This window comes from Desulfonatronum parangueonense, from assembly GCF_054656975.1.
In genome coordinates this window covers 899,993-923,089 of sequence record NZ_BAAHXH010000003.1, presented here as the reverse complement: position 1 = coordinate 923,089, position 23,097 = coordinate 899,993, and the positions used below count along the sequence as shown (strand labels likewise).

At 56.7% G+C, this 23,097-nt stretch carries 22 protein-coding genes; 5 read left to right on the top strand and 17 right to left on the bottom strand.

Features of this window, described 5'->3' with window-relative positions:
* Positions 1 to 76: 76 nt before the first annotated feature.
* The 5 genes from ACYQ15_RS04580 to ACYQ15_RS04560 all read right to left on the bottom strand — a co-directional run bounded on the left by ACYQ15_RS04580 (position 77) and on the right by ACYQ15_RS04560 (position 3,188).
* Positions 77 to 622, bottom strand: coding sequence for a hypothetical protein (locus ACYQ15_RS04580; RefSeq protein WP_459936345.1), 546 nt, complete (start codon positions 620 to 622; stop codon positions 77 to 79).
* A 562-nt stretch (positions 623 to 1,184) separates the two neighbouring features.
* Positions 1,185 to 1,343: a hypothetical protein gene (locus ACYQ15_RS04575; RefSeq protein ID WP_459936344.1), complete on the bottom strand. Its 159-nt coding sequence runs from the start codon at positions 1,341 to 1,343 to the stop codon at positions 1,185 to 1,187.
* Positions 1,340 to 1,723: a hypothetical protein gene (locus tag ACYQ15_RS04570; protein WP_459936343.1), complete on the bottom strand. Its 384-nt coding sequence runs from the start codon at positions 1,721 to 1,723 to the stop codon at positions 1,340 to 1,342. The genes ACYQ15_RS04575 and ACYQ15_RS04570 overlap by 4 nt, the downstream gene beginning before the upstream one ends.
* On the bottom strand, positions 1,720 to 2,631 hold the full coding sequence (locus ACYQ15_RS04565) for an Rpn family recombination-promoting nuclease/putative transposase (RefSeq protein WP_459936342.1): 912 nt from the start codon (positions 2,629 to 2,631) through the stop codon (positions 1,720 to 1,722). Before ACYQ15_RS04565 ends, ACYQ15_RS04570 begins: the two co-directional genes overlap by 4 nt.
* 350 nt (positions 2,632 to 2,981) lie before the next feature.
* A complete protein-coding gene (locus tag ACYQ15_RS04560) occupies positions 2,982 to 3,188 on the bottom strand; it encodes a hypothetical protein (RefSeq protein ID WP_459936341.1) in 207 nt (68 codons plus the stop codon).
* A 120-nt stretch (positions 3,189 to 3,308) separates the two neighbouring features.
* Here ACYQ15_RS04560 and ACYQ15_RS04555 point away from each other — a divergent pair, with 120 nt between their 5' ends.
* Positions 3,309 to 5,507, top strand: a complete 2,199-nt coding sequence (locus ACYQ15_RS04555) for a hypothetical protein (protein ID WP_459936340.1) — start codon at positions 3,309 to 3,311, stop codon at positions 5,505 to 5,507.
* A gap of 168 nt (positions 5,508 to 5,675) precedes the next feature.
* On the opposite strand, the gene ACYQ15_RS04550 is transcribed toward ACYQ15_RS04555, so the two are convergent.
* Positions 5,676 to 6,128 carry a prepilin-type N-terminal cleavage/methylation domain-containing protein gene (locus tag ACYQ15_RS04550; RefSeq protein ID WP_459936339.1) on the bottom strand — a complete coding sequence of 151 codons (453 nt, stop codon included), beginning with the start codon at positions 6,126 to 6,128 and terminating at the stop codon, positions 5,676 to 5,678.
* 709 nt (positions 6,129 to 6,837) lie between these two features.
* On the opposite strand from ACYQ15_RS04550, the gene ACYQ15_RS04545 reads away from it, so the two are divergent.
* From ACYQ15_RS04545 to ACYQ15_RS04530, 4 genes are read left to right on the top strand one after another with little or no spacing between them, the layout of a single operon-like run.
* Positions 6,838 to 7,434, top strand: coding sequence for a pilus assembly FimT family protein (locus tag ACYQ15_RS04545; RefSeq protein WP_459936338.1), 597 nt, complete (start codon positions 6,838 to 6,840; stop codon positions 7,432 to 7,434).
* Positions 7,431 to 7,928 (top strand): type IV pilus modification PilV family protein, encoded by a 498-nt coding sequence (locus ACYQ15_RS04540; RefSeq protein ID WP_459936337.1) that lies wholly within the window; start codon positions 7,431 to 7,433, stop codon positions 7,926 to 7,928. The genes ACYQ15_RS04545 and ACYQ15_RS04540 overlap by 4 nt, the downstream gene beginning before the upstream one ends.
* Entirely contained in the window at positions 7,928 to 9,121 is a 1,194-nt protein-coding gene (locus tag ACYQ15_RS04535) for a prepilin-type N-terminal cleavage/methylation domain-containing protein (RefSeq protein ID WP_459936336.1), read from the top strand. Before ACYQ15_RS04540 ends, ACYQ15_RS04535 begins: the two co-directional genes overlap by 1 nt.
* Positions 9,111 to 9,656 carry a hypothetical protein gene (locus tag ACYQ15_RS04530; RefSeq protein ID WP_459936335.1) on the top strand — a complete coding sequence of 182 codons (546 nt, stop codon included), beginning with the start codon at positions 9,111 to 9,113 and terminating at the stop codon, positions 9,654 to 9,656. Before ACYQ15_RS04535 ends, ACYQ15_RS04530 begins: the two co-directional genes overlap by 11 nt.
* A 222-nt stretch (positions 9,657 to 9,878) precedes the next feature.
* On the opposite strand, the gene ACYQ15_RS04525 is transcribed toward ACYQ15_RS04530, so the two are convergent.
* The 11 genes from ACYQ15_RS04525 to ACYQ15_RS04475 form a co-directional block, all read right to left on the bottom strand.
* Positions 9,879 to 10,379 (bottom strand): hypothetical protein, encoded by a 501-nt coding sequence (locus ACYQ15_RS04525; RefSeq protein ID WP_459936334.1) that lies wholly within the window; start codon positions 10,377 to 10,379, stop codon positions 9,879 to 9,881.
* A 30-nt stretch (positions 10,380 to 10,409) separates the two neighbouring features.
* Positions 10,410 to 11,633: a type II secretion system F family protein gene (locus ACYQ15_RS04520; protein ID WP_459936333.1), complete on the bottom strand. Its 1,224-nt coding sequence runs from the start codon at positions 11,631 to 11,633 to the stop codon at positions 10,410 to 10,412.
* Complete coding sequence (locus tag ACYQ15_RS04515) at positions 11,633 to 13,393, bottom strand: GspE/PulE family protein (protein WP_459936332.1); 1,761 nt, start codon at positions 13,391 to 13,393, stop codon at positions 11,633 to 11,635. The genes ACYQ15_RS04520 and ACYQ15_RS04515 overlap by 1 nt, the downstream gene beginning before the upstream one ends.
* Before the next feature lie 583 nt (positions 13,394 to 13,976).
* Positions 13,977 to 15,359 (bottom strand): tetratricopeptide repeat protein, encoded by a 1,383-nt coding sequence (locus tag ACYQ15_RS04510; RefSeq protein ID WP_459936331.1) that lies wholly within the window; start codon positions 15,357 to 15,359, stop codon positions 13,977 to 13,979.
* A 240-nt stretch (positions 15,360 to 15,599) separates the two neighbouring features.
* Complete coding sequence (locus tag ACYQ15_RS04505; protein WP_459936330.1) at positions 15,600 to 16,562, bottom strand: ExeA family protein; 963 nt, start codon at positions 16,560 to 16,562, stop codon at positions 15,600 to 15,602.
* Between the two features lie 6 nt (positions 16,563 to 16,568).
* Positions 16,569 to 18,200, bottom strand: a complete 1,632-nt coding sequence (mshL, locus tag ACYQ15_RS04500) for a pilus (MSHA type) biogenesis protein MshL (RefSeq protein ID WP_459936329.1) — start codon at positions 18,198 to 18,200, stop codon at positions 16,569 to 16,571.
* A gap of 18 nt (positions 18,201 to 18,218) precedes the next feature.
* Entirely contained in the window at positions 18,219 to 18,593 is a 375-nt protein-coding gene (locus ACYQ15_RS04495; RefSeq protein ID WP_459936328.1) for a hypothetical protein, read from the bottom strand.
* Positions 18,590 to 19,240, bottom strand: coding sequence for a hypothetical protein (locus tag ACYQ15_RS04490; protein WP_459936327.1), 651 nt, complete (start codon positions 19,238 to 19,240; stop codon positions 18,590 to 18,592). Before ACYQ15_RS04490 ends, ACYQ15_RS04495 begins: the two co-directional genes overlap by 4 nt.
* Entirely contained in the window at positions 19,240 to 19,842 is a 603-nt protein-coding gene (locus ACYQ15_RS04485) for a PilN domain-containing protein (protein WP_459936326.1), read from the bottom strand. The genes ACYQ15_RS04490 and ACYQ15_RS04485 overlap by 1 nt, the downstream gene beginning before the upstream one ends.
* 17 nt (positions 19,843 to 19,859) lie before the next feature.
* On the bottom strand, positions 19,860 to 20,843 hold the full coding sequence (locus ACYQ15_RS04480; protein WP_459936325.1) for a hypothetical protein: 984 nt from the start codon (positions 20,841 to 20,843) through the stop codon (positions 19,860 to 19,862).
* Between the two features lie 542 nt (positions 20,844 to 21,385).
* Positions 21,386 to 23,011 (bottom strand): AAA family ATPase, encoded by a 1,626-nt coding sequence (locus ACYQ15_RS04475; protein ID WP_459936324.1) that lies wholly within the window; start codon positions 23,009 to 23,011, stop codon positions 21,386 to 21,388.
* Positions 23,012 to 23,097 lie beyond the last annotated feature (86 nt).

Below are 23,097 nucleotides of genomic sequence, written 5' to 3'. Positions count from 1 at the left end.
TCGAAGCCGGGAGGTGCTTGATCGAGTCGAAAACTTTTCTGAGAGTGGTTGATCGTTGTAAATGTCATCACCTTGCTCAGGAGCGAAATAGTCGTTTGAAAATTTTCTTCAACCCGGTGCGACTCTCCATGTCCTGGGTGTGCCCTCCCCTCTGCTCCGGGTCGTCCCACCATTCCAAAGCACCAAACCCGCACGGCAAGTCCTTCCGCAGACACGGCAAGATCTTTTCTTCAAGCAAAACCTTTTCATTTTCCCGAAGGTGAGCCAGATAAATGAACTGCTCCATGAAAAACCACGGCTCTGTCTGCTCCGAGCCGTGCAATTCATTGACCATAAGCATCTGAAAGTCCGACCCCAACACCGTCCGCAACCGGTCATCAGTCATGTTGACGAAAATCTTCTCGAGTCTGCCCCGGACCTCGAGAACGCCATCCGTGTCCACAAGATACGTCAAGGTCAAATACCCGCTGCCGTCCGGACGATAAAACGCCGCGACTTTCATCACGCCGTCCAGAGATGTGCTCTCCGGGGCGGGCTGAATGGAGAATCCCGCATAGGCGATCATCCTCTCACGGGCCTTCAAGGCAATGTCTGTTTGAGTGACGTCGTACACTTCTGGCATACTATGCTGCTTATGGATGAGTATTTAAATTTTGTAACTATTCAGCACATACTTTGTATCACTCGCCAGAGCTGAATTCCGGCTTTCGCCGGAATGACGTATCATACCACGTCCTTTCCAAGTTAAGTCATACCGGCGAAAGCTGGTATCCAGTCCGATTTTTCTCGGATGAACTGAATAGTTACAAATTTTGTAACTATTCAGTCCATCCGGAGGGTGGTCATTCACCTGCACTGGATTCCGGCTTTCGCCGGAATGACTTATCGTGGCAAGCTGCATCTATACAGTCATACCGGCGAACGCCGGCGCTATCGCTATCCAGATCTTTTTCGCGGATTTTGCTGAACGGATACTAATTTTTTTGAAAAAACTGTTCAGCACATCCAGGGCAAAATCACATTCCGGCAGTGCATTCCTGATTTGGCGGGAATGACTTGTTTCTGCCGTTTTCGAATCAGTCAAACCCGCGAAGGCAGTTACCCAGTCAGCTTTCGCACGGTTTGCCTTTAAGAATCTTCGCCTTCTTCTCGGCCTTCCTCTAGGCCCTTCATTTCAGCGGAGATCATTTGGGAACGTTGGTCCATGAGTCGGCTTTGCGGGCTTCGTAGGCCATGCGTTTGCGTTTGTCCATGGAAATGATCTCGAGCAGGTTGTAGGCTTGCCGGATGTCCTTGTTGTCGTGGGCGAGCATTTTGATGACCTCACGCTTGCGTCGTCTCAACCTTTCTCCTGCCCAGCCTGCATTGGTCCCTGCAGTCCGGCCACCTGCTCCCTGTCCATCCCGGTGATGGCCGCTACTTCGTCCAGCGACATGCCACGGGCGAGCATGGCCTGGGCTACTTTCCTGATCCCGATCTCTTCACCTTCCTTCCTGCCTTCCTCCCTGCCTTCCTCTCTGCCTTCCTCTCTGCCTTCCTCTCTGCCTTTGATCTCTGCGGAAATAAGCCGGGAGCGCTGGTCCATGAGTTCGGCTTTGCGGGCTTCGTAGGCCATGCGTTTGCGTTTGTCCTTGGAAATGACTTCGAGAAGGTTGTAGGCTTGTCGGATGTCCCTGTTGTCGTGGGCGAGCATTTTGATGACCTCAGGCTTGCGTCGTCTCAACCTTTCTCCTGCCCAGCCTGCATTGGTCCCTGCAGTCCGGCCACCTGCTCCCTGTCCATCCCGGTGATGGCCGCTACTTCGTCCAGCGACATGCCACGGGCGCGCATGGCCTGGGCTACTTTCCTGATCCCGATCTCTTCACCTTCCTCCCTGCCTTCCTCCCTGCCTTCCTCTCTGCCTTTGATCTCTGCGGAAATAAGCCGGGAGCGCTGGTCCATGAGTTCGGCTTCGCGGGCTTCGTAGGCCATGCGTTTGCGTTTGTCCTTGGAAATGACTTCGAGCAGGTTGTAGGCTTGTCGGATGTCCTTGTTGTCGTGGGCGAGCATTTTGATGACCTCCTGTGATTCTCCGTCGATGAACAGCATCCATTGCGTGAGCGGATCGGTTTCATGCCCGGTCAGGATCGCCTCCCGCAGCCTGGGCAGCTCCAGGAAGTGCACTTCCAGGACGTCGGTCAGGCGGTGGCCGGTGGCGTCATCCGTGAGATGAAAGCAGGAATGGAGTTGCGAGAGCGGGATGCAGTGGAAATCCACAATGTTGATGGTCACGCATTTCTTCAGCTTCTGGTAGGAATCTCCGGCCTTGATCTGCCCGGCATACATCTTGGCCCAGTAAAACAGGGTCCGTTCGGGCATGGGGTCCGTGGGCAGGATCTGGATTTCCACGTTGATCTGCCGACCATCCCGGAGCTGGATGCGGACATCCAGGATACCCTTCTTGTCCTCTTGGAACTCCTTGTACAGCTCGGAATTGACAATCTCCAGGTCGACCAGCTCTTCTTTGGGCAGACCCAGGATGGCGCTGAGCAAGGCGACAGTGTTCTCCTTGTGCCGGGGATCGCCGAAAATCAGCTTGAAGACGTAGTCGATCTTCAGGGACATCAAGGAGACTTCAGGGTGATCTGCCATGCCGGCTCCGGGGTTGTTGAAGGTGAGGGTGGGCTGCTGACCGATCATTTTTTCAATCTGTCTTTTGATGCAATTGGATACTTAGATACCCCGGCAACCAGGGATAATCAAGATTCATGTAATACCTTGAAGGCGTTGGGCCAGCTCGCCAGCCATGCCCCCCTGCTCTTTACCGAAACTTGCTGGAAGTGCTACAAGAATTCTTTTTCTGTCGTGGGATGGTTGTTGTCATCACTTCGCTTACCTGTCGGAATGATGGGGCATGGAGCCACTTCTCCCAGCCAGATGCTGCAAGTGGGTGTCTGTTCTGCACCAACCTCGCCCCAAGCGAGAGAATACAAACGTCGGCTTCAGGCAACAGAAAGCAGGGGTGAAACTCCTTTATCCTTGGAATCCAGCAGGTGCTTCACCCCGTCGAACGCCTCGGCCACGATCCCCTTTTGATCCAATGCCGGGGTCGTTGGAATATCGGCAGCGGTGGCGGATGACTTTGGCGCGGGAGAGGCGAAGTTTTTTTGAGTTCCTGATTTTCTCATCAGGTCTTCATTTTTACCCAAACCGCATGTGACGTGGAATGTGTAGGATTTCGGTTGTCGGCAGGCAGGGTACGCGAGGGGATGTGGTTTTGTTTGACAGGTTGGCCCCAGCCGGGACAAGAAGGTGTTCCTGATTTTTTGATGGCAGACAACCCTCAACTCTTGCGAACCGCCATGCCCATTCTCGCCGCATCTCCAACCCACCAAGCCCCACCCTGTTCTCCGGACGACAATCCCTGCCCCAGAGCGCATAGCGTGCCGATCCTGCTGATGGTTCTGCTGGTTGGCGTGATCTACGCCAACAGTTTTTCCGGGGCCTGGGTTTTCGACGATGATCCGAACATTGTTCTCAATGCCAATGTGCATATGCAGACATTGGAGTGGAAGACCATCAAGGCCACGTTTTACGGGATCACCGGGGAGAAGGTGAACCGACCTCTGGCTTACCTGAGTTTTGGATTAAACCATTTCGTGCATGGGCTGGACGTGTTCGGGTATCACCTGGTGAACCTGCTCATCCACTGCACCACCGCGATATTCCTCTACTTATGGGTCTTTCACACCCTGCGCCTGCCCCGGCTGCGGGAGGATTACGGCCAGCATGCCGCGTCCATCGCGCTGCTGGCCGCGGTACTCTGGGCCACCAGCCCGATTCAGGTCACCGCGGTGACGTATATTGTCCAGCGCATGGCCTCTATGGCCGGGATGTTCTTCATCATGGCCATGTATTGCTACACCCTGGCCCGGACATATTCCGTACGCAACAGTTGGGACAGGACAAGACAGGTCGGCTTGTTCGGCCTGTGCGGACTGGCCTTTGCCCTGTCCCTGGCCAGCAAGGAAAACGCGGTCATGCTGCCGGTGGTCCTCTACCTCTATGACCTGCTGCTGATCCAGGGCGCGACCAGGAACAATCTGCTCCGCCACCTGCGCTGGGGCGCGATCCCGGCCGCGATCTGCATCGGCATCGCCTTGCTGCACACCAACCCCTTGAACTGGCACCAGGGCTATGCCAATCGGCCCTTTGACATGGCTGAACGTCTGATGACTCAACCCCGGGTCCTCGTCTTCTACATCTCCCTGATGCTCTATCCGGCCACGGAACGGTTCACCTTTGTCCACGACGTGCTGGAATCCACCTCCCTGCTCACGCCCTGGACCACCACCCCGGCCATCCTGATCCTGTTCGCCGCCGCGATCTTTGCTATACTCCAGATCCGCAAGCGTCCCCTGGTATCCTTCTGCATTCTCTTTTTTCTGGTCAACCACCTGGTGGAAAGCTCGTTCATCGCCCTGGAGATGATCTTCGAACACCGGAACTACATCCCATCAATGGCGGTGTTTCTGCTGGTGGCCGTGGGGATCTGGCGGGTGTTGCAGATGCTCCCCAGGCTTCGCGTCCGCCTGCTGATCGTCGCCGCCCTGTGCTTCGTGCTCTTTGCCCAAAGCCATACCGTGATCCTACGCAACGAACTGTTCCACTATCCGCTGATGCTGTGGGATGATAATGTGCAAAAGGCGCCGAATTCGAGTCGGGCTTATACGAATTTGGGCAAGGCATACTGGGAGCTGGGGATGCCCGAGGAAGCCATGCAGGCCCACGCCCGGGCCATGGAATTGGACCGTTACCAGAATGCGCGTAACCGCGGGGTACCGCTGCTGACCACTGGCCAGTACTACCTGCAAACCCGAAACGATCCGCAAACCGCGATCAGATACCTGCGGGAGGGCTTGGACATCTTTCCTCAATACTGGCCGGGCTGGCTATATCTGGCAACAAGTCTGGTGCTACTTGGGGAAGATGGCGCCGCGGAGGAAATCTTGCAAGACACTTTGGTAACCTGGCCCAACAATGTCCATCTGGGAACCCTCCATGCCCTGATTCTGCTGCGCCTGAACAAAATAGACACGAGTATGGAGGCTGCCTATCGTGTCCTTTCCCGGCACAACAACATCAGTCTCGCTCACAGCGTTCTGGGTGCGGCTTGGATGGAGAAAGGCAATGTCCAGCAGGCTCGGAAACATTGGTCAACAGCCGCCACCCTTGCGACAGAAGATCCCCTGCCACGCTTGGCCTTGTTGCTGTTGGCCTGGGGTATAGACGATCAGTCCAATCTTGTCCGACACGCGGCATGGCTTGCCAATGCCAAAGGGGAGATGAGTTGGGTGGCGGCCCTGGATGAATGGCAACAACCAGACTCTATCCAGGCTCCGCTCCAGGCGGACACGATCATTCATCTCGCCGCGATACACAAAGGATTGCTCTTGAGCCTGCCAGCTTTGAATCAGCATGGCCGGGCATTGCCTGATTTACTCCAAGAAGTGGAGCAAACTCAGTAACTAATGCGGGCTGTCGGTGGGTATTTTTTCACGCCTACCTCTGCGGGGCTAATAAACGATAAAAGGCCAATGAAGTGCCGAATCATAATCTTAATCACGAAAAAAAACCCCGGAGCCTTTTGAACTCGCGGGGCAGAGAGACGGTGTGAGGTTAGCTAGCGTAGGTAGCTAACACCCAGTTGTATCTATAGTTATTGTAGCAGGTGTGTTAGCGCTGGGCGCATGAGTATATGTCATTTCGCATTCAGATTGTAAACGGAAAATTAACACATTATCTGCGGTATCCCAATTAATCCATTTAGCCGTATCAGGCTCAAAAATCATTGCACCAATGCCCCTTGAAGTTGCAGCTGGCCAACCATATCTGAAAGCAACATCTCCAATTCCAGGTACCGAGGTTTCCGTATTATCCGAGGCTGCGATATTGCGTACCTGCGCCACACCATACCCCATATTGGCTGCAGCCTGTACAGCACCTCTGGTAGCTTGAATGTTAGCAATCCTCGCTTCTTTGCCAAAATCCACAAACTTTGGAATCGCCACTGCGGCCAAAATGCCGAGGATGACTATGACGACGATGAGTTCGATAAGGGTGAAGCCTTGTTGGGTTTGATTTTTCATGGGGTTCCTTGCTCCTTGAATTCTGGGGTGATGCTGTTGAGTTGCGACTCGTCCGAATGGCGCTGACTGGGCGCGGGTTTGTGCCGGGGTGGTTCGGTGGGTATATATGGTTGGGCACTGCCCCTGATCCATGGCCAGTGACAAATACATACTGGTTGGGGTCTGGGGTGTGGTGTTGGCTGGGTGTGGTAAATGTTTGGACATCGACAGAGAACAGGGGGATGAGTCAAAAATGTGACTCGAAAAACTTCTCCTGGCAGACAAGGTTTTCGACCCGTTGAACTGATGTCTTCTGGGTGGCACAACAACGCTTCGCATGGCAGGGTGGGGTGGGCAACTTGTCAGTTAACTGTTACGTCACAGGGGGACATTGCCGCAGTTGGAAAAACATCTTCAATTGGTACAGATGTGGAATTCATTAAAACTCCGCAGACTGATCTGTCAAGAGATCAACGATCAACTCTGAAGATTGTTATGAACTGAACCCCTTTTTATACTTTGAGATTCAGCTGGATGAGTCTATACTGCAGGTATGCAATCCATAAGCCACATCAGCAACCTGAAGTCAAGTTCGCTGTGGGGCAGGAGCATGGAACGTCAACGTTGCACGAGCCACATAGCGTGAAGACAACCACGGGGTGTCAGGCATTGTTTGCAAGACAAACCGGGATTGGATATTGTTAAAACCATGATACCACGGCAATACCTCATGGACATATTTTTTCGTTTCAGCCGGAATCGAAAACACCACTCCATGCAGGTTTATCATTCGATCATGCATGCTCGCCTTGGCTTCACCATGATCGAGCTGATCCTGACGCTGGTTTTAATCGGCATTCTTTCAGCCATAGCCGTCCCCCGCATCCTGGCCCCCTCCCCTTTCAAGGTCCGCGCATTGGCCGACGAGATTGCCGCGGAAATTCGGTATACGCAGCAGTTGAATATGAATTATGATGCGAATGCGACGTTTTGGATCACGGAGAATGATGGTCGGTGGGTCATGTTTATCGAAAGAGATGTCAATGGCGAAACACGCAGACTTCACCTTCGATCGCGACAAGACGATGGTGGGAATGCCTGTCCTGGGGATACTTCTGACCCTTGCAGGGTACTGCCATCAGGCTTCGTTTTATCCAGCCTTGAACTATCTTTTTCGCGATTAGGCCAGCCAAGAGGCTTGGATTTCGAAGATCATCCACGTTTCACCTATACTTTGTCTTATGCAGACCAAGTAACAACTCTCTGCATTGAAGAAGAAACCGGCTTTGTGGATGTACGACACGGATCAGGGAGCTGTCCGCCATGATGATCAAACAATTCAAGGATGCCAAGCCCCAATCAGGAGCAACCCTGATCGAACTGGTCATCTCCATAGTGGTCATCTCCATTGCCCTGACCGGTTTGATGCTGACTATATCCTTGAGCTTGCGGCACAGTTCGGATGCTTTTGTTCAGATACGGGCGGCGGAATTGGCGCAGGCGTATATGGATATGTTGGTGTCGATGGAGTACAATGAAGATTGTGTTGTCCCAGAAAATTCGAATTATAGAGACTTGTTTAACAGTCTCAAATGTTTTGAAGACTATGATCCAAAAACAAATGGTTGGATTATTGATATCACTCCTTGGAATGTCAGCAGCATGCTTGATCAGCGATATGAAGCCTATTCTGTACATTTTCAAGTGACAGACACTCCGCAACTTTATGGAACGAGCGGTAAATGGATTTATGTAAATATTGTTATACCTTACCGTAACGATGAAACCATATCTTTTTCGACTTTTCGAGCGGAATTTTAATGAATCCTCGTTCCCATTATCAGAAAGGGTTTACCCTCGTTGAACTCATCGTCGTCATCGTCGTGTCCGGCATTCTCGCCGTTGGCACGAGTATCTTCATCATGCAGGCGGTGCGGGGTTATGTGGATGTAGCTGGGCGGGATGATTTGGCGACGAATGGACGGATTGCCATTGAGCGGATGACCAGGGAGATTCGGGATGCTTTGCCGAATAGCATCAGAATCGAAAATGGCAGCAATTTTATATGTATAGAATTTTTGCCTATAATTGACGCTGGATTGTATTCCAGTGAAATGATTAATGTTACACCTAATAGTGATCTATTGCCAACAAATGGTACAAACTCATTTCATGCATATGGTTTAACGCAATGTCCGCAACCTGTTGCAGGGGGTGGAACAGGTGTGCGGCAGTTGACTGTAAAATCCAAGGGGGTTTCAAACGTTCCAATATCATCGAATCAAACGGATTATTCGGGTGACACCGATTATACGTTGAATGATATCCCGCATGGAGCCAGTATTGTTTTGACAGCACCACAAAATTTTGCAGGTTTGCAATTCGGTTCCTGGATTTGCTGTGATGATGTCGATGTTATTGATAATAATGATTGTATTTTAGAAATGAATAATGACAAAACAGTTACAGTTAATTTCGTAGAATCGTTTGTAGCTGTCTATCCGGTAGATGGAGATAAGATTTATAGCAAAAACGAAACAAATGGAACAGGTCCACATTTACCTGATGGACATTTGAGGAAATTGGCACGTATGTCAGTGAGAGCTTCAGGCAATGTCTATCCTACAACAATTAAAATTGTTCTAGATGACGTCGACCCGCCTTTTCCTGATGTTGTCCCACCACAACCACGATTTTTTTTGGTCGCTTCACCAGTAAGCTACTGTATTGAAAATGACAACGATATTGGATATTTAAACCGCTATGAAGGGTATAATTTAGCTGTTATACAGCCTACTCCTATTCCTGGCTCAACAGGTAACCAAGTAAATGGATCGGATGCTAGGCGGTTAGCTAGTAATATTGTTTTCAACGATTCTTCTTTCAAATACACCGACGACCCTGCCCTTACACGCAACGGAATGGTACGCATCAACTTGGCCTTGCAACGATCTGACGAAGAAAGCGAAGTCATCCGCTTCAGCCATGAGGTGCAAATCCGCAATGCACCCTGAAATACAACAATACAGCCCATCCGGTTTTTCTCTGCCGGTGGTCATCTTCATTCTGGTCGTCATTTCCGTGCTGGCTGGAGCAATGGCAAGGCTTGTCGGTGGTGGTGCGCAAAGCATTGCTTTTGAAGTGCAGTCGACAAGAGCACATCTAGCGGCGCGGAGTGGGTTGGAGTGGGCGGCGAATGCGACGTTGGGCAACTCAACAGCGCATTACACAAATCCAACTCCCGAATTTAACGAATGCCCAAATTCCATCCTCAACGATGATGAAGGTGGTTATCCTACCACACTTGATTTCTCCAGCCAGACCACCCCTTTTCCGGGATTGCAGGATTGTTTGGCCGAAATCAGATGCCAAAAAATCTCGCCGGATGATCTGCAGCGCAGGGATGGCTTTTGCAATGACGATGCAAATACAGGCAACTGCACCGTCAGCCTCTTCCTCCTCTCCTCAAACGCCACCTGCGGCACTGTTCCAGCCCAAGCACAACGCAATCTGCAATGGCTGGTTGGCAAGGAGACTTCTGATAATTGATAACATTTTTTCTGACAGTCTTAAAGTTACTGCTCCAAAAAGGACGGGCGGTGAAGTCGTCTTTGCAAGGTTCCCAACTATGCGGAATTGTGTGTTCCAACTTTGGGGCCGCGCTCCAGCCGGTACTTGGTTCTGAGTGCGCTAAACCGCTGCCGCACTGGGGTGCGGCGCTCCCAGGACTACTCCCGTTGATTGCCGCAAGTTTTGCGCAGTTACAAAACGTTAATCAAACTTCCAGCTATAATTCACCAACCCAACCACCTCCGGCAAGCTGTCGGCTTCTGGATTGGTTTGGTGGATGGCGAAGAGGGCGGTGCGGCCGTCGGGGGATTGGGAGGTGAAGTAGCGGGTGTGCTCGGCCCGGTAAACCAGGACCTGGGCGTCCAGATCGAAGAACCAGGCTCTTTTGGCCTGGACGGGATTATCGTGTGCCCTGAATTCTCCGAGGTAGGTGCTCGGCGGATTCGCGAACTGCATGGGGTTTGCGCCGATCATTGCGGCCAGGGCTTCCGAATTTCCCTCCAGGGTGTATTTGATGGCATGCGCGGTTACGGCGTACTTCAGTCCCCGGATGGTCAACGTCATGGCCGTGCTTTCGCCTTCGGCGGCCAGCCGCTCCACCCTCGCCAGTACGGCCAAGGCCGTAATGCAGGCGACAAGGACCACGATGATCAGCTCGAACCGGCTCAGGGGACGACGGTCGCGGAAATTCAGGATGCGCATTTGGAATGGGAATCCTCACAGCTATCAATCTCACCGAATCGCCCTGGTCATATCCCACATGGGCAGAAACACCCCCAGTGCCAGGACGAGGATCATGCCCCCCACCATCACTGTGAGTATCGGCTCAATCATGCTGCTCAGGTTTTTCAGGTCGTAGTCCACTTCCCGTTCGTAGTGGCCGGCCACTTCTTCCATCATCTCGTCCACGGCGCCGGTTTCCTCGCCCACGGAGAGCATCTGGAGCACCAGGGGGGTGAACAGGCCCGTGGCCTGGGCGCCGCGGGTCAGGCCGTCGCCGCGTTCGATGCTGGCGCGCATGTTCTCCACGCGTTGCTCCAGATACACGTTGTCCGCTGCCCGGGCCACCAATCCCAAGGCGCCCACCAAGGGCACTCCTGCCTTGTAGGACAGGGCAAAGGCCGCGGCGAAACGGCTGAGCAGGGCTCGTTGGAGGAGGTCTCCGAAGATTGGGATGCGCAGCTTGAATCGATCCCACTTGTAGCGCCCGCCGGGAGTGCGCACATACTGGCGCAGGGCCAGGAAGACCGCGACCATGCCCACGAGGATGTGCGGCCAGTACTGCACGGTGAAATCCGAAAAACCGATCAGGAAACGGGTGGGCAGGGGCAGTTCCATGCCGGAACGGCTGAACAGGCCGGCAAACGCGGGAATGACGAAGACGTTGATCACGGCCAGGGCCACTCCCAGGATCACGACGACGATGGTCGGGTAGCGCATGGCCGCCTTGACCTTGTCCCGGATTTCCTTTTCCCGGGCGAGGTGCTCGCCCAGACGCTGGAAGATGGTATCCATCAGGCCGGTATTTTCCCCCACCTGGACCATTCCGATATACAGACTGGAAAAAATTCTCGGATGCTTGAGCATGGCCGAGGACAGTTCCCGGCCCGATTGCAGATCCGCGGCGATATCCCGCAGGGCCGCAGCCAGAACCGGATTGCGAGTGGTTTCCGCCAGGCCGCGGATGGCCGGCAGCATGGTAACCCCGGCCTTGAGCAGGCTGTACATCTGCCGGCTGAACAGGACCATGTCGTCCAGGTCAACCTTGCGTTGCGGCAGCCAGCTGGAGATCGCCGAGGTCCGGGCAGCGCCCTGCTCGGCCTGGAGCGTGATTTCCAGGGGCGTTCCCCCTTCCTCCAGAATCCTCGACGCAACGACATCCGTGGACGGAGCCTCCATGCTGCCCTGGCGCAATGCCCCATCGGCGCTCCGGGCCCTGTACCGCCAGCTGGGCATCAGGCGGCCATCTCCTGTTCATGGGTTGGGATTTCCTGGGGGCCTTCCTCGAGGGTGCCGGCGATCCGGATCACCTCCTCCAGGGTGGTGACGCCCCTGGCGGCGTAGACAAGGCCGGACTGCCCCAGGGTGCGGAAATTCGGCTTTGCGGACGCCAGACGGTGAAACATACTGGTATCCGAACGCCGCAGCGCATCGGCCAGATCCGCATCGATCTCCAGAAATTCAAAAACCCCGATCCGCCCGCGATACCCGGTATTGTTGCAGCGGAAACAGCCGTCCCCGGCCTTGAAGCTGAGCCGTTCGGCCTTGGCGCCCAGCACGGCCCGCAGCCAGGCCGCTTCGTTCGCCGTGGGCAGATAGGGAACAACGCAATGTTCGCAGATCCTGCGCACCAGCCGTTGCGCCAGGACCCCCAGCAGGGAAGTGGCGACAAGATAGCCTTCCGCGCCCATGTCGATCAGCCGGCCCGCCGTGCTCACGGCATCATTGGTATGCAGCGTGGAAAGCACCAGGTGGCCGGTCATGGCGGCCCGCAGCCCGATTTCAGCGGTTTCCTGGTCGCGAATTTCCCCCACCAGGACGATGTCCGGGTCCTGGCGCAGGGATGAGCGCAACACGTTGGCAAAGGACAGGCCGATGCGGGAATTGACCTGGACCTGATTGATCCGCGGCAGGCGATATTCCACGGGATCCTCGATGGCAATGATCTTTTTGTCCGAGGTGTTCAGTTCGCTCAGCGCCCCATACAGGGTCGTGGTCTTGCCGCTGCCCGTGGGGCCGGTGACCAGCACCATGCCGTGGGGCTCGTGGATGATCCGCCGGAAGCGCGCCAGGATGTCCCTGGGCATTCCGATCTGATTCAGGTCAAGGATGCCCTGGGACTGATCCAGCAGGCGCATGACCACGGACTCCCCGTGAATGGTCGGCATGGTGGATAGACGCACGTCCACGCTGCGCTCCTTGACCCGGATATTGAATCGCCCGTCCTGGGGCAGGCGTTTTTCGGAGATGTTCAGGCCGCCCATCAGCTTCAGTCGGGAAACCAGCGCGGAAACAATCCGCCGCTCCTTCATCACTTGCTCCTGAAGCAGGCCGTCGATGCGCTGGCGGATGCGCAGGACCACTTCATCGGGCTCGATATGGATGTCCGAGGCATGCACCTGCATGGCGTCCTCGAATATCGTCTGCAGCAGGCGGACCACCGGGGCGTCCGTGACGTCCACCCCATCGGTCAAGCGGGCCAGGTCGAAGTCGGAGGTTCCCAGTTCTTCGCCCAGCTCCGAGGCCAGGCTGGAGATCTCCTCGGTCCGTCGATAGACGTTATCGAAGGCCGCCAGCAGATCACCTTCGCGCACCAGGGCCACGTGGACCGGGCGCTGCAGAATGCGCTCCAGCTCATCCTGGGCGAACAGGTCCGTGGGATCGGCCAAGGCAACCAGATAACCGTCGTCCTTCTCCTCCAGGACCAGGGCCCGAAAGCGACGGGCCGCGGTTTCCGGCAAATAGCCGACCAGCTCCATGTTGAACCGGTACATGCGCAGATCGACCAAAGGGACGCCCAACTGCTGCGAAAGCACGGCCAGCATCCTGTCTTCCGCGACAAATCCCAGCTGAATCAGCGTCCTGCCGAGGCGGGAGCCGGATTTCTTCTGCTCGGCCAATGCCTGCTGCAACTGCCCTTCGGTAATGACCGCATTATCGACCAGCAGGTCGCCCAGGCGGATCTTGCGTCGTTGTCGGGGGGGAGTGGAAGTCATGCAGTGATTTGGTGGTTTGTTTATTACTGGTTATGGGTTATACGCTCCAGACTGAACCTGGCACAGGTACCATGTGCGTGTGAACATAAAAGTACGAAGAAGATTTTGATGCTTATGGTTGTTTTTGCCGGGAGCGCGAGGCTCTGCACTCGCGATCTTTTTTGAAGAGCGGGTGCGGAGCCCCGCGTTCCCAGGTTTGTGTTCGCGGTATTGCTCCAGGGCCGGTTGTGGAATCCAGGAGAACTTTTCCCTGAAAATCACGGGTGTTGGCCTGGGACGGTGTTGGTACGACATGACAGCCCTGAAAGGGCGGTCCTCATGCTGATTCATGAAAACTGATCTCAAGCGGAGCACCTGTAACTGCAAAAAAATGTCGGGCGGCAGGGTTGTTCCGTGCAAAAGTTATCCCCAGAATGGAGTTTCATGACTCAGCTATTGGGGCCAAGCTCCAGCCGGAAACTTGCCCTGTGTGCGTTAGACCGCTGCCGCACTGGGGTGCGGCGCTCCCAGGACATCCTCCTCGTGAATCGCACAAGTTTTTGAGCAGTCCGAGCAGCTGTCCGTAACGCTTGAAACCGCCGGATCAACGCAATGCGGCGTAGCGTGCGGAGACGTATTGGGCCAGGCGTTCGTTGGCTATTCCAAGCTCCAGGCCGCGGCGGAAGGCTTCCCGGGCTTCGGATTTGCGTCCCAGCCCTTCCAGGGCGATGCCCAGCCCGGACCAGTTGGTTCCCGTGTGAAGTCCGCCGCGAACGGCGTCGCCAAAGGCTCTGGCGGCCTGCTCGTGCTGTCCCAGTTGCTGGAAGACAAAGCCGCGCAAGGCGTGAAACTCGGCGGGTCGTTCCGCCTCCGGGATGGATTCCAGAACGTCCAGAGCCTGTTCGTGGGCTGCAAGTCCGGCATGGAGGCGGGCCAGAATCATCGTCAACCGGGGGGACAACAGGCCCTGGTTCACGGCTCTGGACAGCAGCCCCACCGCGTCGACGGTTCTTTCCTGGCGCAGCAGAATGGTCAGCATGGCGTCCAGGGAGGGCTCATGGCCGGGATCATCCCGCAGGGCGTGTCGCAGCAGGTCTTCGGCTTCCCGGAAATTGCCCCTTTCCAGGGCAGTCAAACCCCGCTGGTAATTGTCCCGGATTGTCCCCTTCCCGGCATGGGTCAGGGAGAAGTGTCCCTTGCGGGGCAACGGATCGGCAAAAGAAGGCGGCGGATTTTCATCCCACAGTCCGGGGCGGTGCCAGCCTTCGGCAATAATCACCTCTTCCAGTTTCGCATACGGCGGCTCTTCCGGCTTCGGCCCATCCTCCGCAACTGGACGCTGCCCACTTTCCTGGCTGCCGGCGGCTGCATGCTCTCCGGGAACTGCCTCGGCAATTCCGCTGCCCCCATCCTGCGTTGGGCGGATTTCCAAATCAGCCTTGTGCGGGACCTCGCCGCCCGCTTCTTCGCCGGCCGAGTCCTGCCCGACAGCACTCCCGGAAGCAACCTTCCCGCCCTGGACTGGAGCGGCGGGACTTCCAGGAGCAACGTCCCTGCCCCGGACTGGAAGCGAACCCGATGTTGATGTCGGCTCCGCCGCGACATGCACCAGCGGCGAATCCGCGCTGACCGCAATGCCTTGGTCGGCAACGGGTACGGCCGCGACAGTATTCGTCGATGGCAGCTCATCCGGCTCCGCGTGCGGGCGTTCACTGGTGATGGGTTCACGGATCGGTGGGCTGGCAGCGGGCATGGAAAGCGCGGCTGGATCATGCGCAATCGTTTCGGACTGATCGCTTGGCCAAAACTGCCATGCCCCGGCCCCGGCCAACCCCGCGATGAGCAGCAATCCCAGAAGCAAGGCACCAGAACGCGACCCGGAGTTCCGGCTCACGGGACGTATGCCGCCGGGCAGGCCGGAGCGTGTCCGGGTCTGGCTGATGCGGCGGCCCTGCAGATCACGCAGCATGTCATTGATCAAGCTCATGTGTCACAACTCAAAAAAAATCGAACGACGAGAGTTTCTGTGCAAGGATCCCATTGACGCGGAGTTTCGTGTCCAGACTACTGGGGACATATTCCAGCCTGAACTTTGCCCGGGTGCGCTACATCGTTGCCGCACCGGGGTGCGGCGCTCCCAGGGTTTGTCCTGTTGATAGCCACAAACTTCTGAGCAGTTACGCGCATGTCCGTGAACCGCACCGAATAATCTTGTTCATCCGCAAGATCACCCCCATCTTTCCAGGGCGAAACGCAGTCCGTCCAGGGAGAGGAACGCGGGCCGTTCGGCTTCCTCGGAATCCAGGACAGCACGGCGGGCATGGACAACCGCTACCTGGTCCATTCCCAGTCCCCATGCGGCCATCAGTGCCTTGCGCGCCAGAATGTTCACGATCCGGGGCACGCCGCGGCTGGAGCTGGCGATCCGCCGCAGGGCCGCAAGGGTGAACCGTTCTCCGGCCCGGTCATCCCCGGCCACATGCAGCCGGTGGACGACGTATTCCTGCACCGCTGCCGAGTCCATGGGCGCCAGGAAATGCGAAAAGGCGATCCGGGTGCGCAACTGGCGCAGGGTCTTTCCGGCAAGGCGGACATCCAGTTCGGGCTGACCGAACATGACCACCGAGAGCAGCTTTTCCTTTTCGGTTTCCAGGTTGCTCAGAAGGCGCAGGGCTTCCAGGGTCTCGTCGGGCATGCACTGGGCCTCGTCCAGACAGACCACGACCCGCCGCCCCTGGGCCGTGATCTCCAGCAGGTGATGATGGATCAGCTTGAGCAGCCGATGCTGGTCCGTCTCCGAATCCACGTCCAGCCCCAGCTCTTCGGCCAGGGCGAGCCGCAATCCGTCCGGGGTCAGCATGGGGTAGTGCAGATACGCGGTGACATGGGTTTCGTCCAGCAGACTGAGCAGCTTGCGGCAGAGCAGGGTCTTGCCCGTGCCCACTTCCCCGATCACCTTGAGAAAGCCGTCTCCCGCGGCCAGGGCCACCAGCAGCACGTTCAGGGCCTCCTGATGGGTGCCCTTTTCAAAGAAAAAGCTGGTGTCCGGGGTGAGCGAAAACGGGGGCTCGTTCAGGCCGAAGTAAGCCTCGCAGGTGGTCGGCGACGAGGTCTCGCGGTCTTTAACCGGGCTGCGCAGGATCTGAAGCAGTTCACGGGACTCGGCTGTTTTGTCGCGTTGGAAGAGCATGGAGTTCTAGGGGTAGATATTGTGCATTCTGGTGGCAGCGTCCTCGAGGGCGTTGGTCCAGACGTGGTCGCCGTCCACCACCATAGGCCGGATCAGGATGACCAGCTCGGTCTTGGTGCGCTGCTTGTTGGTATGGCGAAACAGGCCGCCGACCATCGGCAGGCGGCTCAAACCCGGTACGCCGGCTTGCCGGTCGCGCTGGGTGTCCTGCATCAACCCCCCGATGATCACGATCTGACCGCTGCGCGCCCGGACCACGGTATCGGATTCGCGGGTCCGGCTTAGAGCCATGGGCAGAATCGTGGTCCGATTGTCCACCGTGATCACCTTGTCCTGCTCGCGTACGTCACTGATCAGCGGACGCACATGCAGCATGATCATGCCGTCCTCGGCGATGGAGGGCGTCACGTCCAGGGCTATGCCCGAAAAAAACGGCGCAAGGGTCGGCGTGGTCACCAGCCGCCGTTCAACCCCGACCCCTTCGCTGGACGTACTGATGTCCGAGACGAAGAATTCATCCTGCCCCACCTTGATCAAGGCCTTTTGGTTGTTCATGGTCGCCACCCGGGGGCTGGAAAGAACCTGCACCTCACCCTGGGTCTGCAGCAGTTCGATGAATGCCGCGAAATCGTTGAGCCTGAGCGCGGCGGAAAAGACGGGCGACGCGGTCACGCCGCCGAGGGTGGAGGCGCTCCCTGACAGGGAGGCGCTGTCGAAGATATTGATTCCCGAGGCAGTCTGGGAACCCCCGACCATGCCGCCAAGGGCGCTTTGCCCGTGCTTGTTGTAACCCAGGGCTAACCAGTTGATGCCGCTCTGAAAGCCGTCGGACAGTTCCACTTCCAGGATCTTGGCCTCCAGGATGACCTGGCGGACCACATTGTCCTGGACCGCCTGCAGAAACGACTCCACTTCCCGCAACTCGCCCGGCAGGGCGCGGACCATGACGATGCCGGTATGGGGATTGACCTGAAAGCTGCGACCGCCTTCGGGTTTGACGATTACGGCCAGGGATTTTTCCAGCTCGTTCCAGAAATGCATTTCGCTGTCCGTGGCGACCCTGCTGGTGGATCCCGCCCTGGTTCCGCGATGGTCCCTGCCGGATGTGCCGTCCCTGTGCAGTCCGCCGGCGCTGACCTGGGTTTCGGTCTCCCCTCTCCGGTGCAGATGCAGATTGTTCAGGACGAAGAGGCGGGATTGCAGGGTGGCCGGAAAGACCTGCCAGCCGGCGGAGGTCCGCCGAAAGTCGTAGCCGTAGACGTCCCGGACCATCTCCATGGTTTCGGCAATGGTCACATTGCGCAGATTCAGGGTGATCACCCCGCTGACGTCGGGATGAACCAGCATGTTGTCTGCCGTATCCTGTACCAGCCCCATGAAAAACGATCCGGCATCGAGATCGTGCACGGCCAGGTCGAAGCGCTGGGCACTGGACACGGGCGCCGGCAGTTCCAGCGGCGGCAACAACCCCGCCATCACGTCCGGCGGCGGCGCGACAGCCTGGGATTGCCGGGCCGCGGCATCCATTTCCGCCTGGATCGCGCCAAACGCGGAATCCGCTCCCGGATGCTGCGGCTTCATGCAACCCACCGCGGCGAACAGGGTTGCAAGCATGCACATGACAACGATTGGACGCATGGAAGAAGGCTCTCCTGCTCAATAGCCGGAACTGGTCGTTATTTGCATTGCATCGGATCTGAATCCGAGAACGATGTGATTCCCGTTGCCGTGTATCAGCCAGACCCGGCCGGGATCGATCCGGGTCACCCGCGCTCCGCTGATGGTGTCGCCAATGGAGAGGGTCGTTCCGTTGATGACCGCCGTACGCTGGCTGCCGAGCACCTTGATGCCCTGAAGGTTCAAAACCGGGGTTGCGTTGTTCACCTGTTTTGCTTCCTGGACCGGCGGAGGCGGCAGCAGAACTGCCGGTGGACGCATGGGATCCCGAATCTCTTGGCCCTGGACATGACCCTTCGCCGGCAAGGCCAGGGCGAGAATCAAAAGGAGAAGAACTCTGGATACCGGTTTCATATTCCGATCCATCCTGGCTCAAGGCTCAATGTGTATACCCTCAAATGAATTCGTGTTTCCGGATGTTCACGAACGTTGATTTTCAAGACGTCCCAATGCAGACGCCAGCGGGACTCTTCAATGGCCCGCAGATATCTCAGCAGCGCGATGTATTCCCCCCGCAGTTCCAGTTCCACGCCTCGCCGGTAAAGGCGGGGCACATCGGAGGATGCGCCGATATCCAGCGCCGTGGTGGGCAGACTGCGCACACTTTCAAGGCGTAAGCGCCCGTCCGCCGGTACAAAGGCCCGCAGCACCCTGGTCATTTCCGTGGGCGAAACAAGATTGTCCAGCTCGGCCCGCAAACCTTCCTCTTCCCGGACGATCTCCATGCGCAGGTCCTGGATTCGCTGCCGGTTCTGCGCATCAAGGTCAACCTGCATGCGGGTCTGCAGTTCAATCTCCTTGACCCGCAGTTCGCTGCGCCGATTTTGCTGGGCGACAATGCGATTCTGTTCCCGGGCCAGTTCCCGGCGTGCGGGCTCCAGGTAGTAGGTCTCGCCGACAAAGCCGACAATGGCCAGAAAAACCAGGAGCAAGAGAACTCTTTCCCGGGGCTTGAGGGAGTTGATGCGTTGGGCAAGCGTCTTGAACGCGTTCATGGTCATCAGCACTGCTCATCCGGCAGGCAGTTCGTGGCAATGGTAAACTTGAGGTGAGGATGATCGCCCTCCACCCGGGTAACCGTAAGGTTGTCGAAAAAAAGGCCCGCGTAAATCTGCTCCGCCTCCAGGGCCTGGATGTACTCCGGAATCAGGGAGGGGTCGAACACGCCGCCACTGAGCAGGAAGGAACGACCCTGGTTTCCGATACGGATCTCCGTGAGCCAGATTCCATCCCGGCTTTGCCTGCCCAGGCCTTCCAGGTAACTGGAGAACATGGCCATGGACGGCGGCGGTATCGCCGCCTGTCGCAACTGGCGAATCCCACGCAGCCGGTTCTGCAAGGTTTCGACCTGGCGAATCAAGGCCTCATTGGGAGCCTTCCTGGAAACCTGCTCTTGAAGCTGTCTGACCGTCTGATCCAGCTTGTCCGCCTCGGCCTGAAGGGCATTGGCTTCAGCTCGCGGCTTCTCGGGCAGGGTCTGCATCCACCAGCAGGTTGCCGCCATTCCGGCGACAGCCAATCCGGCAATCATCAGCATCTGCCGCGCCGGCAGCAAAATCCTGGCTTCCTTGAGGTCGTCTTGATAGAGATTGATGCGTTGCATAGTCAATTTTCCGACAATCAGTGGTCGCGAAGAAACCAGCATTTATTGTCCGGGAACAGTTCGCCAAGCGCTCCGCCCATGACCCAGCCCGGCAATCCCTGGGAAAAAGCATGCTCCTGATCGGTCTGGAATATGTCGCTCATGATATAGGCCATGGTGCTGACTCCCAGATTGTCTTGCACAAAGGCGGCCAATTCCTCAGCCCGAATGGTTTCGGAGAAAATACCGATCCGTTTGATGGGCGCCAGACCGAAATGGCTGTCGTAATAGTCCATGGTCCGCTGCACTTCCAGTGATACCCGGTCCATCACGTCGGATCGGTCTATCGACATGTCGCCTGATTTTCGCAGAGGACCGAGCTGATGCAGTCCGTAATCCAGGTTGCGCGCCAGGTAAAAATCCCCTTGTCGGCAGATTTCCAGCCATCCCCGGTGCTCCTGAAAAAAAAGCATGGCCACGGCTTCATTGTCGTTCTGTTGGATGATGCCGGCGAGATTGCGCAGGGCGAGTTCGGAAATGTCAATGCGCGAGATACGCAGACCCGCCTTTTGGATCAGGGATGCCCGCTCCTTGAGCAGAGCCTTTTTTGCCGCCGTGACATAGACCGTGGAGGATTCGCCGCGACGGCCAGGGGGAACGCTGAACACGTCCACCACGGCCTGCTCGGGGGGATAATCGATGAAGCCCTTGATCTTCCAGCGCACTGCCGCACGCAACTCCGTGCCGTCCACTGCCGGCTTCTCCACCTGGAACAATCCGTATGCACCGCTTTCCAGGGTCAATACAGCGGAAGCGCCATGCAATCCATTGGAACGGACCCAGTCACCCAACACCTTGACGCGGGCATCCGGAGCCGCGGGCAGAACCTCAACCGCCTGCAGCCAGGGCCTGTTGTCCTTCAGCGAAACATGCATCACCGCCAGCTTGTCGGGCAGGAAGCCGATTCCAACATAGCCCTTGGGCTTGCGCGAATTTAGGAGCCGGGAAAGAAATCCACCCATACGTGTGCCGTTGCGTCGTGATTGATGTTATCGAGAATGTATCAGTGAGATGCGGTGAAAAGATCTCATGTCAAAAGCGCGGAGCGTTTGTGTTGCCACGATCCGGCTTTCCAAGGGAAAGTATTCCGCTGATTGTCTTGGGAGGCCTGAAACGCTGATTACTTATTGGTGCAACACAACTCAGGATGAATCTGAGGTGCAAATACGCCCTCAAATTCAACAGGCGTCAAGGACGCTGACGGACAGTTCTTATTGACTGTATTGACAAGGAAAAGCAAGAGACAAGGTTTTTCTCAAAAAATTGGTTCACGGCCGTGACAATTGACGATTTTTGTAGCAGACACCACAAAATACTGTCAAACACCTGCCACGCCGCAAACCTGCTTATTTGTTATCTGTATTTACCTGATAACAAGCAACTGACAGCTGGCAACATTTTTGTTTCGGGGACAAGGGTGAAGCAAGAAGTCACTCTATCTTGAAGGCAACATGATCCGGCATGGTTGCCGTTCCCATCCGTAACGCCGCCTTGCCGGCAAGGATCAGTGCGGCAACTGTTCCTTCTGCAGGGGCCTGTAGGTGCTCCCCGCCATTTCGACCACATAGGCGTTCGCGCCGTGTTTTTCTTTTACGACGCGAAGCTGATCCAACGCATCATCAGCATTGGAGAATTCCGCCAGATAGACGATATGAAACGTCCGCCCATTGAACTCGATTTCGTTCATGGCCACGGTGTCATACTGCTTCCGGAACATGGCATACAGGCTGTCGGCCTTGGAAATCTCGGTGAATGCGCCGACCTGTAGGAGATATCGAACCTGGGGCTCATCGGCATCATTGGAAGGCCGGGCATCGGGCCCGGGTGGAGAGGCCGCGTCCGGGGCAAGGTCGCTTTCCTCCTTTCCGGGATCATCGATTGCCGCGAGCTGCTCTGAACTGATCAAGTCGTTCACGGCTTCCGACCTCTCGTGCGCGACAGCCGCGGGAATGCCGGCCAAACCTTCAGGGCGATTGGCGGCCTCGGGCGCGGCTTCGGGAACTGCAGCCAGATCATGGGACAGAGCCTTCACAGTGGCATTGATCGATTCGATTGGTTGAGCTGCCGCTTCGGATTCCTCGGAAACGACCCCCTCCCTGTTCTCCGGGGAGGCGGAAGCATTCCGGCCAGGCGAATACGGTTCGACAACAATGGAGGGATGGAATACGGAGGATTGGACTTGTCCTGAACCCTGCATGGAAGTAGGCAAAAAAAACCGGGTTATTGATTCCCGGTTTGCTGTCGCGGCCAGCAGCAAAATGAATATGAACAGCAAAACCGCGAGCCTGGTCCCCGACGCGAGCCGAGGCGTCCACCCCTGCTCCACCGCACAGGAGCGCGCCAGCAGATAGCGAACCTGGTCCCGGTTCTGGGCAACCAGAGCCAGCAGGGCCTTGTGGGCCAGATGGACGACTCTGCGCGGCATGCCCTGCGCAGCGGCATGGATCATGTTGAACGCGCCGGAGCTGAAGAGTTTCGGCTGCTGCATGCCGGCCTGCTGCAACCGGTACTGGATCAGGCTCCTGGTCTCGTGTCTGGTCAAGGGAGCGAGCCGGTGACGATCACTGACCCTGTCCGCGAAGGAAGGAAGCCTCTCCATGGTCCGCTCGAAGTCGGGCTGCGCGAAGATGACCACCTGGAGCAGCTTTCCGTCGCGGCTTTCCAGGTTGAGCAATTCGCGAAACACTTCCAGGCACTGCGGTGTCAACCGCTGCCCCTCATCCACGCACAACACCATATTCGCACCGTCACGCCCGGCGGCCCGATCCAGCAGGGACGCCTTGACGGCCTCCAGCAGTCCGCGAAATCCGGTTTCAGGCTGCGGATCATTGCCCGTCACGCAATGATGCAGCGCATGCATGAACTCCAGCAGATTGCCGGACAGAAAACGGAACACCGGCAAGACCTCAACCTGGTCATTGTCCTGCAGACGCTGCGCCAGAGCCTGGCAAAGCATGGTCTTGCCCGACCCAGGCCCCCCAAGACAAACACAAGCCCCCCGCCGCAACAATACCGCGATCTCCAAACCATCCAATATCGCGGCAACAGGCCCGGAGCGGTACAGGAAATCCGGATCAGCAGTAGGGGCAAACGGTTCACGGGCCAGACCGAGGTATTCAAGATAGGACATAAATGGATCGAAAACCTTATGGAGAAATTATAGAATATTTGAGCTGCAGAACAAGACCGGGCATGCCATGTAGTAGAGGATGACAG